12 protein-coding genes and 1 pseudogene are annotated in these 12,028 nt (G+C 41.5%); 2 read left to right on the top strand and 11 right to left on the bottom strand.

Going from position 1 to position 12,028, the window contains the following annotated elements:
• Positions 1-74 precede the first annotated feature (74 nt).
• Positions 75-1,381, top strand: a pseudogene (locus ACT17O_RS02090) (transposase).
• A 75-nt stretch (positions 1,382-1,456) separates the two neighbouring features.
• Here the strand turns inward: ACT17O_RS02090 and ACT17O_RS02085 are convergent.
• The 10 genes from ACT17O_RS02085 to ACT17O_RS02040 form a co-directional block, all read right to left on the bottom strand.
• Positions 1,457-2,008 (bottom strand): SP0191 family lipoprotein, encoded by a 552-nt coding sequence (locus ACT17O_RS02085; RefSeq protein WP_444817635.1) that lies wholly within the window; start codon positions 2,006-2,008, stop codon positions 1,457-1,459.
• A 10-nt stretch (positions 2,009-2,018) separates the two neighbouring features.
• Complete coding sequence (locus ACT17O_RS02080) at positions 2,019-3,686, bottom strand: DAK2 domain-containing protein (protein ID WP_000036688.1); 1,668 nt, start codon at positions 3,684-3,686, stop codon at positions 2,019-2,021.
• Positions 3,687-3,688: 2 nt separating this feature from the next.
• Entirely contained in the window at positions 3,689-4,054 is a 366-nt protein-coding gene (locus ACT17O_RS02075) for an Asp23/Gls24 family envelope stress response protein (protein ID WP_000216438.1), read from the bottom strand.
• A 152-nt stretch (positions 4,055-4,206) separates the two neighbouring features.
• Positions 4,207-4,395 (bottom strand): 50S ribosomal protein L28, encoded by a 189-nt coding sequence (rpmB, locus tag ACT17O_RS02070; RefSeq protein WP_001140948.1) that lies wholly within the window; start codon positions 4,393-4,395, stop codon positions 4,207-4,209.
• A 106-nt stretch (positions 4,396-4,501) separates the two neighbouring features.
• Positions 4,502-5,176: a LiaF transmembrane domain-containing protein gene (locus tag ACT17O_RS02065; protein ID WP_000725733.1), complete on the bottom strand. Its 675-nt coding sequence runs from the start codon at positions 5,174-5,176 to the stop codon at positions 4,502-4,504.
• A gap of 5 nt (positions 5,177-5,181) precedes the next feature.
• A complete protein-coding gene (locus ACT17O_RS02060; RefSeq protein ID WP_000776582.1) occupies positions 5,182-5,628 on the bottom strand; it encodes a LytTR family DNA-binding domain-containing protein in 447 nt (148 codons plus the stop codon).
• A 113-nt stretch (positions 5,629-5,741) separates the two neighbouring features.
• Entirely contained in the window at positions 5,742-6,245 is a 504-nt protein-coding gene (locus tag ACT17O_RS02055) for a phosphatase PAP2 family protein (protein ID WP_444817634.1), read from the bottom strand.
• 94 nt (positions 6,246-6,339) lie between these two features.
• Complete coding sequence (locus ACT17O_RS02050) at positions 6,340-8,100, bottom strand: ABC transporter ATP-binding protein (protein WP_444817633.1); 1,761 nt, start codon at positions 8,098-8,100, stop codon at positions 6,340-6,342.
• A complete protein-coding gene (locus ACT17O_RS02045) occupies positions 8,090-9,859 on the bottom strand; it encodes an ABC transporter ATP-binding protein (protein WP_444817632.1) in 1,770 nt (589 codons plus the stop codon). Before ACT17O_RS02045 ends, ACT17O_RS02050 begins: the two co-directional genes overlap by 11 nt.
• Positions 9,843-10,304: a MarR family winged helix-turn-helix transcriptional regulator gene (locus tag ACT17O_RS02040; RefSeq protein WP_444817631.1), complete on the bottom strand. Its 462-nt coding sequence runs from the start codon at positions 10,302-10,304 to the stop codon at positions 9,843-9,845. The genes ACT17O_RS02045 and ACT17O_RS02040 overlap by 17 nt, the downstream gene beginning before the upstream one ends.
• Before the next feature lie 193 nt (positions 10,305-10,497).
• Between ACT17O_RS02040 and ACT17O_RS02035 the strand changes: the two genes are divergently transcribed.
• Complete coding sequence (locus ACT17O_RS02035; RefSeq protein WP_444817630.1) at positions 10,498-11,202, top strand: CD20-like domain-containing protein; 705 nt, start codon at positions 10,498-10,500, stop codon at positions 11,200-11,202.
• A 51-nt stretch (positions 11,203-11,253) separates the two neighbouring features.
• On the opposite strand, the gene ACT17O_RS02030 is transcribed toward ACT17O_RS02035, so the two are convergent.
• Positions 11,254-11,970, bottom strand: a complete 717-nt coding sequence (locus tag ACT17O_RS02030; RefSeq protein ID WP_000532894.1) for a YebC/PmpR family DNA-binding transcriptional regulator — start codon at positions 11,968-11,970, stop codon at positions 11,254-11,256.
• Between the last annotated feature and the right edge of the window lie 58 nt (positions 11,971-12,028).

Genomic DNA, 12,028 nt, shown 5'->3' with positions numbered 1-12,028 from the left:
CCTATTTTGTTGTAGAAAAAAGTCCCATAAGATCTATAATGAAAAGCAACCAAACCATCATTAGAAAGAATCATATGGAACAATTACATTTTATCACAAGACTACTCGATATTAAAGATCCTAACATCAAGATTGTAGATATCATCAATATGGATATACACAAGGAAATCATCGCTAAACTGGACTACGATGTGCCAGATTGCCCTGATTGTGGAAGTCTGATGAGGAAATATGACTTTCAAAAACCTTCTAAAATTCATTACCTTGAAACGACTGGTATGCCTACTAGAATTCTCCTGAAAAAGCGTCGTTTCAAGTGCTATCAGTGCTCAAAAATGATGGTCGCTGAAACTTCCCTCGTCAAGAAGAATCACCAAATACCTCGTATCATCAACCAAAAGATTGTTCAGAAGCTGATTGAAAAGACTTCTATGACCGATATTGCCCATCAACTGTCCATTTCAACGTCAACTGTCATACGTAAACTTAATGACTTTCACTTTAAGAATGATTTTAGCCGACTTCCTGAGATTATGTCCTGGGATGAGTATGCCTTCACTAAGGGAAAGATGAGTTTCATTGCGCAAGATTTTGACAAGCTTAATATCATCACTGTTCTTGAAGGCAGGACACAAGCTGTCATCCGAAATCACTTTCTTCGCTACAATAAAGCTGTTCGTTGTCAGGTGAAAATCATTACGATGGATATGTTTAGTCCCTACTATGATTTGGCTAAACAGCTTCGCTTTCAAATTTCTAGGCTCAGGCTGAAACAGTCTCCCAGACTGTTTCACTCCCGTGTGCTAAAATCGTTCTAGATCGCTTTCACATTGTGCAACATCTTATCCGTGCTATGAGTCGTGTCCGTATCCAAATAATGAATCAGTTTGAGCGAAAATCCCATGAATACAAGGCCATCAAGCGATACTGGAAGCTCATTCAACAGGATAGTCGTAAACTCAGCGATAAGCGATTTTATCGCCCTACTTTTCGTATGCACTTAACAAATAAAGAGATTCTAGACAAGCTTTTGAACTATTCAGAAGACTTGAAACACCAATACAATGTCTATCAGCTCCTGCTTTTTCACTTCCAGAATAAAGAGCCTGACAAATTTTTCGGACTCATTGAGGAAAATCTTAAGCTGGTTCATCCTCTTTTTCAGACTGTCTTTAAAACCTTTCTCAAGGATAAAGAGAAGATTGTCAACGCCCTTCAATTGCCTTATTCCAACGCCAAATTAGAAGCGACCAATAATCTCATCAAACTTATCAAGCGAAATGCCTTTGGGTTTCGGAACTTTGAAAACTTCAAAAAACGGATTTTTATCGCTCTCAACATCAAAAAAGAAAGGACGAATTTCATCCTTTCTACATCTTAGCTTTTCTTCAACCCACTACAGTTGACAAAGAACATTTTTTTGGAGATAAGGGACTATTGTCCCAGCCTCTTTCGTTTATTCTTCTCTAAATCCTTGTAACTTTAAACCAGCAATCAGAGTATTTGGTTTCTTAAAGTCTTCTACACTATCCTTAAGTGATTCAAAGAAATAAGTCTTTTTAATTCTATCCATATCTGCTTTCTCAAGGTCAAGATCAATAACTATTCTCATCTTTTTATTATCGGTGATAAAATATTCAACTTTAACACCTGGCTCGTCCTTGATTTCAATATACTCTGGAGAGCTTTCCACAGCTTCGCGAAAGACTTCTTGAAATTCTTCCGGAGTAATTTCTGCAGGAATTTCCTCTCCAAATTCTCCCAACATATCCATCTTGAATTGTTTTACAACATCCGTGCAAACAAAAGTCATAGTGACATCAAATTCTTCCATCTTCCCTTTGAGAACTTTGGTCGTTTCCTTGATTTCTTCTTTCACCTGACTGGCCTGACTAGATGAATCAACCGAACTCGCTGTGCCACTTGACTCTGTTGTTGCAGTATTGGTTTGACCACAGCCAGAAAGAACAAGTAACGATGCAAAAACTAATCCTAAAACTTTCTTCATTCAAAGTCTCCTATTCCACACTGAAAAGATATGGATATACGGGTTGTTGACCTTGGTGAATCTCTACTTCAACATCTTCAAATTCTTCTGCGATTTCTTGGGCAATTTCATTGGCAAGTTCTTCGCTTCCGTCTTCACCGACATAGAAAGTCACGATTTCACTGTCTTCGTCCAACATATGTTTCAAAGTTTCAGTCAGGGTTTGGTGCATGTCAGGATTTGACACGAGGATTTTCCCATCTACCATACCAAGATTGTCATTTTCATGAATTGCTAATCCATCGATAGTTGTATCACGAACGGCTGTTGTTACACTACCGCTGATGACATCACCAAGCGCTGCAGTCATACGTTCTTTGTTTTCTTCGATTGATTTGCTTGGATCAAAGGCAAGAAGACTCGTCAAACCTTGAGGAATTGTACGTGCTTCTACAACAACAGCAGGTTGTTCAAGCACTTCAGCCGCAGACTGAGCTGCCATAAAGATATTTTTGTTGTTTGGCAAGAAGATGATGTTGCGAGCATTGACCTGTTCAACAGCCTTGATAAAGTCTTCTGTTGAAGGGTTCATCGTCTGACCACCTTCGATAACATAATCCACACCTTGAGCACGGAAGATATCTGCTAAACCTTGACCAGCTACTACTGCGATAAGGGCATACTCTTTTGTTTCAGCAGGCTTGTTTCCTTGAGTCGCTTCTTTTTCAACTTGCGCCTCGTGTTGGTTACGCATGTTGTCCACTTTTACCTTGATCAAGCTACCATATTTGAGACCTTCTTGCATGACAAGACCTGGATCTTCTGTATGGACGTGAACTTTGACGATCTCATCATCGTTGACAACAAGGAGTGAGTCACCTAAGTCATTCAAGTAGTTACGGAATTCATCGTAGTCAAAGTCCTTAGAATAAGTTGGACCTTGTTTGAGAGCTACCATGATCTCCGTACAGTAACCGAAGGTAATATCCTCAGTTGCCACATGCCCTGCTACAGACTTGTGGTGCTCCGCATTGATCATTTCACTCATGTTGGCAGGAGTCGCTACAAAGTCTTCAGAAGCACTGTATTCACCAGTAAGAGCTGAGAGGAATCCTTCATAGATGAAGACCAAACCTTGACCACCTGAGTCTACCACACCAACTTCCTTAAGGACTGGAAGCATTTCTGGTGTCTTAGCAAGGGCTGCTTTAGCTCCTTCCAAGGCTGCACGCATGACCTCAACAGCATCATCTGTTTGCTCAGCTTTTTTCTTGGCACCAATGGCTGCACCACGAGAAACAGTCAAAATAGTTCCTTCGACTGGTTTCATAACCGCTTTATAAGCTACTTCGACACCGGATTGGAAGGCAAGAGCCAAGTCTTGACCTGTTAATTCATCTTTTTCCTTAATAGCCTGAGAGAAGCCACGGAAGAGCTGAGAAGTGATAACCCCTGAGTTCCCACGCGCACCCATCAAGAGCCCTTTGGCAAGAATGCTCGCTACTTCTCCAACTGTAGAAGCAGGCTTGTCTGCTACTTCTTTGGCACCATTTTCAATGGTCATTCCCATGTTTGTCCCAGTATCTCCATCTGGAACTGGAAAAACGTTCAATGAATTGACATATTCTGCTTGCTTATTCAAACGAGTTGATGCAGCCTGCACCATCTCTTGGAATAAACTGGTAGTAATTTTTGACACGATTATTCTCCTACAACTTTGATATTTTGAATGTAGACATTCACAGTCTGAGCAGTAATTCCTAGTTGATTTTCTAAACTAAAACGAACACGCTCTTGAATGTTTTTTGACACTTCGCTTATCTTTACTCCGTAGCTCAATACGGTATAAACATCAACTGCAATGCTACCATCTTCGGCTGCCTTCACGACAACACCCTTAGAATAATTTTCCTTACCAAGAAGGGCTTGGAAATTGTCTTTGAGGGCATTTTTACTAGCCATACCGACCACACCAAAAATCTCAGTTGCGGCACCACCTACTACGGTTGCAATCACTTCATCTGTCAGTTCGATTTGACCATCTTTTGTATTAATTTTTACAGTCATTTTTTTTACCTCAACTAGTTGATACTCTATTTTATCATATTTCAGCCCAAGTGTAAAAGCAGAATGCTGTATCGGCGGATATTTACTCTATTTTTCAAATGATTTTATCCTTAGAGCAAAAGAAAAAGACCAGTTAGGTCTTTTCATTTTTATTAAACGCGTTCAACTTTACCTGATTTCAAAGCACGAGCTGAAGCCCAAACTTTTTTAGGTTTACCATCGATAAGAACAGTAACTTTTTGAAGGTTTGGTTTTACGGCACGTTTTGTTTGGTTCATCGCGTGTGAACGGTTGTTTCCTGATACAGTCTTACGACCTGTAAAGTAACATACTTTAGCCATTGTGTTTTCCTCCTATTAGATCTAATATAGCGGATGTGCTAGCACCACATACCGTACTATGTTATCACACTTTCTCTATTTTGGCAAGGAAATTCGGAGACTTTTTTTATTTAACGTAAACAACTCCAAGTTTACCAAAAGCGACTTCCCCGCGGATAATCAAGGTTTTGCTGGTTGGTGCTACAGGAGCATCTGCCTTAGCTGCACCAAAGGAGGTTTCTACTTTCAAATCGACACGCCAGTGTTGCGGAACATAGACGGTTGCATTCCCGAAGGCCACTTCAATATTTAAAGTCGCAAAATCACCTAGCATCTCTGCATTATCATAGTAGATTTTAGCATCCCCAAAAGCGACTTCCACTTGGTCATCTACGAGATCTTGATCTTGCTTATAGAAGGTCCCGCTACCAAAAGCGACTTCCTTATCCGTGACGACTGTTTTTTTCCCATCGTACCACCATTTTTTTTCATTCCAGAACTTACTTGAATGCGTCAGATAACCAACACCTAGCACTGCTAAGATACTAGCCCAAAACAAAGACTGGTTTGGAATAGGAAGAATGTTATAAAAATGATTCGCAATCATTAAGGCTACTAGAGCGGTAAAAACTGCTGATGTTAGATGACGACGAAGCAAAGCTTCAACTGATTGGTAAGCAAAAAAGGCGATACCAATCAAAGGCCATATCTTGCCATCCAAAGAAGGAATTCCAAAATTCCCTTGCAGCAAGATCCAAGCTGCTAAAACCAATAAAACAATACCAAATGCTTTCTTTTTCATGTTTTTTACCTCATGTTTCTTAGATTTTCTTTTAGGAGGGATTGGTAATGTCGTGAGACATGAACCTCCTTGTGCGTCTGATAAAAGGAAATGGTGCCCGTTCCTGAAAAGGACTTATCCACTGAGTAAATCTGACGGATGTTTGCGATCGTTGACTTGGACACTCGACTGAAATAGCGAGGTAAGATGGACTCCAACTCATAGAGCTTGAGGCGAACTTCATAGGCTTCCTTCTGGTTATGAGCGTAGATCTTGCTCCCTTCTGTTTCAAAGAAGAGAATTTCTGACAGGTCTAGGTAATATTCACCTGTCCCCTTGTAAAAAGTCAACCTCGGAGCCTTTGACTCTTGCAAAAGTCGTTGCAAGTCTGCAATTTCATCTGTCAAAGCAGGGGTCTTGATGACAATTTCAGTCTCCTCTAAATTGCCGTCAATCTCAATTCGTAACTTCATCACATCTCCTTTCTGACTCTACTATATCAAAGCTAAGTTAGGAATACAAGGGCAAAAAAGCAAGTGGTCATTTTGAAGCAGTAAGTGGTTGTAGGACTAGCTTAACTTACATGTCAAAATAAGAAGAAAAGGAGCCCCCACATGAGACCACAAGCATAGCCAACCAAGACATCCTTGGGATAATGAACACCACCTAGTACTCGGACCAAGGCTAAGAGTCCTGAGCAAATAAGCAAGATCATTCCGATTAAAGTCCAAGCATGGAAACAGGCCATGGAGATGATAGTTGCTGAAAAGACATGGCGACTAGGCATAGACTGTCCCGAACTATCCTTTTCAAGCAGGGGACAGATATCCCACGTTTCATAAGGCCGCGGGTGGTTGATTTTCTTACGAAAAAGAGACAAAATCACAAAACCTGTAGCGGGGACAAGCAAATAGACCACAACTTGCTTCCCAAGTCCTAGTTTCAGATAAGTAGTGACTAGCAAGGTCAGATAGACCAGGGGCATGGTGACCGTCATCAAACGATTGAAACTGCGTAATAGAAATAGAAGGGTGGGATGGCTGGTGAGTCTGGAGCTGATATTTTGATACCATTCTTGATAATTTTTCATTTATAATTCTCATTCATTACTTTTTTGCCTACAGGTGAGACGTTTGTCTTCTAGTATAGTGTAGAAAAAGAAGGCCGTCAAGCCTTCTTTTGATTTATTCTTCTGCATCATCTTCTGTAAATTGACTATTATAGAGATCCGCATAGAAACCACCTTGAGCTATGAGTTCTTCATGATTGCCTTGTTCGATGATATTTCCATCTTTCATGACCAAGATCAAGTCTGCATTTCGGATGGTTGACAAGCGGTGGGCGATGACAAAGGAAGTTCGACCTTCCATCAAACGGTCCATGGCTTTTTGAATCAACTCCTCTGTACGTGTGTCGACTGAGGATGTCGCTTCATCCAAAATCAAAAGCGGTGCATCCTTGAGAAGGGCACGAGCAATGGTCAAAAGTTGTTTTTGTCCAACAGACAAGGTCACGGTGTCGTCCAAAACAGTATCGTAGCCATCTGGCAAGGTCATGATAAAGTGGTGGATTCCCACAGCCTTGCTAGCCTCCATCATTCGTTCATCACTGATGTCTGTCTGATTATAGATCAGGTTCTCTCGAATGGTTCCTTCAAAGAGCCAAGTATCTTGCAAGACCATTGAAAAGGCATCGTGCACTTCTGAACGCGTCATAGCCTTGGTATCCACACCATCAATGCGAATACTTCCCTTATCAATCTCATAGAATTTCATCAAAAGATTGACAATGGTTGTCTTACCAGCTCCAGTCGGTCCAACAATCGCAACCTTCTGACCAGCATGAGCTGTCGCAGAGAAGTCATGGATGATGGTGCGCTCTGGTGTATAGCCAAAGGACACGTGATCAAAGACTACTTCCCCTTTTATGTTGCTCAATTGTCTTTCCTTATGAGATTCATCTTGCATCTCAGCTTCAGCTAGAAATTCTAATACACGAGTCATGGCTGCACTCGCTTGTTGCAAGCTCGTAATCCCTTGGGCAATCTGTGACAGAGGTTGGGAGAAGGTCCGTACGTAAACCATAAAGGCTACAATAATCCCTATCGTGATATGTCCTTCTAACGCCAGCGCGGCCCCAACGATGATGACTAAGACATAACTAAAGTTCCCAACAAAGAACATGGCTGGCATCATGATACCAGAGATAAACTGAGATTTCCAGATACTATCATGCAAGTCTTGGTTTAAACCTGCAAATCTCGCTTTGGAGGTATCTACTGCGTTGTAGCTGGTCACTACATTATGGCCAGAGTACATCTCTTCCACATAACCATTGACGGCCGCTAGATTATTTTGTTGAGCTTTAAAATAACCCTGTGACTTGGCCATGATTACGGAAACCGCCGCAAAACCAACAAGGGTTGATACAACGGTTACCAATGCCAAAATCCAGTTCATCCCAAACATGGTCACCAAGACAGCAATCAACAAGAAACTAGCTGAAAGAACTGTCCCTAAACTTTGGTTGAGAGATTGCGCTGCTGTATCCACATCATTGGTCACGCGCGAAAGGGTATCTCCTTGTGAATGACGGTCAAAATAGCCAAGTGGCAAACGATTAATCTTTTCAGCGATAGCCGCCCGCAAGCGTTTTGAAAAATGTTGGATACTCGTTGAAAAGATATAGGCCTGTGTATAATTAAGGATAGCTCCAAATACATACAGAACAACCAAAAATCCAGCAATGTTTGACACAGCTACCAAGTCGATTCCTGTCATCAGGCCATCTGAAATCAAGTTAGTAATTTCTTTAATCTTAGTTGGACCATAAACGGTAATGATACTTGAAATGACTGCAGCCACAACTGCTATTAGGAGAGGGAGTTGGAGGCCTGCCATATAAGGTTTGCACTGTTTCCAGACCGAAACTTTTTTATTTTCCATGTTCCAATTCCTCCTTCGATAGTTGTGAGTAGGCAATTTCTTGGTAGACTTCGTTGGTTGCAAGAAGTTCCTTGTGGGTGCCTTGTCCCACGACTTTTCCTTGATCCAAAACTAAGATCAGGTCGGCGTCCATAATAGTAGAAATCCGTTGCGCTACGATGAGCTTGGTCATGGATTTTGTTTTCTCAGCTAGTTCTTGGCGTAGGACACGATCTGTCTTGTAGTCCAAAGCTGAGAAAGAGTCATCAAAGATGAGAATCTCTGGTTTACGAGCCAAGGCACGCGCAATGGCCAAACGCTGTCTTTGACCTCCTGAGAAGTTGGTTCCACCTTGAGCCACTTCTGATGCAAGACCTGCTTCCTTGTCTTCGATGAAGCTTTTAGACTGGGCCAATTCAAGAGCTTGCCACATAGCAGCCTCGCTTAGAGGACTTTCTTTGCTCTTACCAAAGTCCAAGTTCCCCTTGACATCTCCTGAGAATAGGACTGCTTTTTGAGGGATATAGCCGACCTTATTGCGCAAATCTTCCAAATCGTAATCTTGCACATTGACACCATCCACTAGGATTTGTCCATCTGAAACGTCGTCAAAACGTGGCAAGAGGTTGACTAGCGTAGACTTACCTGATCCAGTCGATCCGATGAAGGCTACGGTTTGACCCGCTTCTGCTTTGAAAGTGACATGTTCCACGACTGCTTCTGAGTTTTTAGAGTAGCGGAAAGTCACATCACGGAATTCCACTTGTCCTTGAACTGAAGGATCCGCTGTCTGTGCATGATTAGGATTTTCAATAGAAGAATGCAGATCCAATACTTGATTGATACGTCCTGCCGAAACCAAGGTACGAGGAAGAACGATAAAGAGCGCTCCCATGAGAAGGAAGCCCATCACGACCTGCATAGCATAGGACATGAAGACCACCATATCACTAAAGAGTGGCAGACGTTCTGTCAAACTTGCATCGTTGATGATATAGGCACCAATCCAGTAAATGGCTAAACTTAATCCACTGGAAATCCCCATCATAATGGGGTTCATAATGGCCATCAATCGATTGACAAAGAGATTGAGACGTGTTACCTCATCGTTGGCTGCTTCAAATTTCTTATCTTGGTAATCTTCCGCATTATATGCGCGAACAACTCGAATCCCAGTCAAACTTTCACGAGTGATGCTATTGAGTTTATCTGTCAATTTTTGGATGACAGATTGTTTTGGAAAGGCCAGAGTCATAAGAACGGTGGTCATCAAGACATTGACAATAACAGCCACAACGACTGCCCAGAGCCAGTATTCCGATTTCCCAAGGATTTTTCCAATGGCCCAGATAGCCATAATTGGCCCACGAGTAACCACTTGCAAGCCCATGGTAAAGAGCATCTGTACCTGGGTAATATCATTGGTCGTCCGAGTCAAGAGACTTGGGATTGAAAAGCGCTTGATTTCTGTCTGTGAAAAATCCAAAACCTGATGAAATACATCAGTGCGTAGATGAGTTGTATAGGAGGCTGCAACACGAGCGGCAAAGAAACCAACCATAACAGATGAAAAGAAAGCCAATAAAGACAAACCAATCATCTTCGCAGCTGGTGACCAGAGTTCTCCCAACTGCGTTCCAGACGTTCCCAGTAATTCTGTAATTTGCGAAATATAAGTCGGCACCTCTAACTCGAGATAGACCGAGAAACAAGTGAACAGAATCGTAAGGACGATCATTCCCCACTCTTTTCCTGTAATACGTTTAGCGAGTTTCTTCATTCTCTCCTCCTATTTTTTCTACATTTGCTTGCAATTGCCCGAGTACCTTTTCAAAGATTGCCAAGTCTGACTTTGAAACCCCCTCTAGCAGACTCTGATCGATCCGATCAAAAAATTCCTTAACTTCTTGCATCTGCGAACGCGATTTATCCGTCAGGCGAACAAATTTTGCCCGCTTATCGCTCGGGCTCGCCTCTAACTCGACCAAACCATTTTGTACCATACGCTTGACCAAATTACTCGCAACAGATTTAGTAATATTGAGTTCCTGCTCGATATCCTTAATCAAGACCAGTTCCTCTTTTTGTTCACAATGATCTAAAAAACGCAAAACCTGCCCTTGCGGTCCACCCATAAATTCAATGCCACATCGCTTGGCTTCTTTCTGTACCATCAGATGAACCTGATGCCCAAAACGTTTGAACATTAACATCGGCTTGTCCATGATTGCTCCTTTCTTACGATAAATATAGTTCTCACAAGAACTATTTAAGTTTCCATGAGAACTATTTTATCATTTTCAGAGGAGATGTCAAGAAAAAAAGTTTCCAAGAGAACTATCTTGGTTTAAATTGACATTAGGCAATATTTTTTCTATAATAAGCACTAACTACTGTGGATAGAAATCCATTCACTCGATGAAGGGAGAAAGCTTTCAAATGAAACCAGAAGAACAAAGAGTTTTAGGAATCTTGGCAACCATTTTTGGAGCCATCGCACTTTTAGGGTCCTGGATCCCATTTATTAACTATCTATCATTTTTCATCGCCATCGTCGCATTTATCTTGGGGATTATCGGCCTTATCGTCAATCTCAAAAAACGGAAAACAATGGCCATTATCGGAACATCCCTCGCAGTTGCTTCTGTTGTAATTTTTTTTACGACCCAGGTACTGTACGCTAATGTCTACAAAGAGTTTGTCAGGGAGTTTAACCGTTCCTACAGCGAGGCGAGTGCCTCAATGGAACGCGAAGAAGAAAGCGACTTGACAGATGATAGCACCTATTCCATCCCAGAGGAGGAAGAAGACGATAACTTCTCCTGGACCCAAGAACAGTTCAACGCCTTAATCGAAGGTGACCTTGACAACAAAGGAAAAGGTGGTACCAACTACAAGGATATTATCAAAAAACACGGACTACCAGACTCCGAATTTGATTCTACTATTGGAGGCTACAATACGAGAAAAATCACCTATATCTCTATTGGTGACAAGATCAAGACTGTTACCTTAACTTTTGCAAAACAAGACAATGGACAGCTCTTGCTCGTCCAAAAACATGCAGTCGGTCTAGGTCTAGAAAAAAGCAAGAAACAAAACGATTCTGAAACCAGAGTTTAAGTTCAAATATCAAAAAAAAACGAACAGCTAGTAAAACTGTTCGTTTTTCTATTAGAATCCATCTACGTTTGTATAAATCTTTTGTACGTCTTCATCGTCCTCAAGAACGCTGTAAAGTTTTTCAAAGGTTTCAAGGTCTTCGCCTGACAATTCCACTTCAGACTGAGGAATCATTTCCAATTCAGTCACTTGGAATTCTTCGATGCCAGACTCACGAAGGGCAACGATAGCCTTGTGAAGGTCTGTTGGAGCTGTGTAAACAGTAATTGTTCCTTCTTCTGCTTCTACATCGTCCACATCCACATCTGCTTCTAGCAGTTGCTCAAAGACTGCATCAGCGTCCTCACCTGCAAATACAATAACACCCTTGTTATCAAAAAGGTATGAAACTGACCCTGAAGCACCCATGTTTCCGCCGTTTTTACCAAAAGCTGCACGGACATTAGCTGCGGTACGGTTGACGTTTGAAGTCAAGGTATCCACAATCAACATAGAACCATTTGGTCCAAAACCTTCGTAACGACCTTCTGTAAAGGTTTCGTCTGTGTTTCCTTTTGCTTTATCAATCGCTTTATCGATAACGTGTTTTGGCACTTGGGCTTGTTTAGCACGGTCGATAACGAATTTCAAAGCAGTGTTTGATTCTGGGTCTGGATCACCTTTTTTAGCTGCTACATAGATTTCTACACCAAATTTTGCATATACTTTAGAGTTAGCTCCATCTTTAGCCGTTTTCTTGGCTACGATATTGGCCCATTTACGTCCCATTAGGAATCTCCTTTTTTCACATTTTAATCTTTCTTATTATAACACAAGTTTTTTCGAT

Source organism: Streptococcus sp. HJ1 (assembly GCF_052399005.1).
Lineage (GTDB): Bacteria > Bacillota > Bacilli > Lactobacillales > Streptococcaceae > Streptococcus.
Note: the sequence above shows the minus strand (reverse complement) of the source record. Positions and strands in the feature narration are given on the sequence as shown.

Excerpts from the sequence above, each read along its gene's own strand:
- ACT17O_RS02060 (WP_000776582.1), bottom strand. The coding sequence starts at position 5,628 with ATGAAGTTACGAATTGAGATTGACGGCAATTTAGAGGAGACTGAAATT.
- ACT17O_RS02045 (WP_444817632.1), bottom strand. The coding sequence starts at position 9,859 with ATGAAGAAACTCGCTAAACGTATTACAGGAAAAGAGTGGGGAATGATC.
- ACT17O_RS02030 (WP_000532894.1), bottom strand. The coding sequence starts at position 11,970 with ATGGGACGTAAATGGGCCAATATCGTAGCCAAGAAAACGGCTAAAGAT.
- ACT17O_RS02075 (WP_000216438.1), bottom strand. The coding sequence starts at position 4,054 with ATGACTGTAAAAATTAATACAAAAGATGGTCAAATCGAACTGACAGAT.
- ACT17O_RS02050 (WP_444817633.1), bottom strand. The coding sequence starts at position 8,100 with ATGGAAAATAAAAAAGTTTCGGTCTGGAAACAGTGCAAACCTTATATG.
- ACT17O_RS02065 (WP_000725733.1), bottom strand. The coding sequence starts at position 5,176 with ATGAAAAAGAAAGCATTTGGTATTGTTTTATTGGTTTTAGCAGCTTGG.
- ACT17O_RS02040 (WP_444817631.1), bottom strand. The coding sequence starts at position 10,304 with ATGGACAAGCCGATGTTAATGTTCAAACGTTTTGGGCATCAGGTTCAT.
- ACT17O_RS02035 (WP_444817630.1), top strand. The coding sequence starts at position 10,498 with ATGAAGGGAGAAAGCTTTCAAATGAAACCAGAAGAACAAAGAGTTTTA.
- rpmB (WP_001140948.1), bottom strand. The coding sequence starts at position 4,395 with ATGGCTAAAGTATGTTACTTTACAGGTCGTAAGACTGTATCAGGAAAC.
- ACT17O_RS02055 (WP_444817634.1), bottom strand. The coding sequence starts at position 6,245 with ATGAAAAATTATCAAGAATGGTATCAAAATATCAGCTCCAGACTCACC.
- ACT17O_RS02085 (WP_444817635.1), bottom strand. The coding sequence starts at position 2,008 with ATGAAGAAAGTTTTAGGATTAGTTTTTGCATCGTTACTTGTTCTTTCT.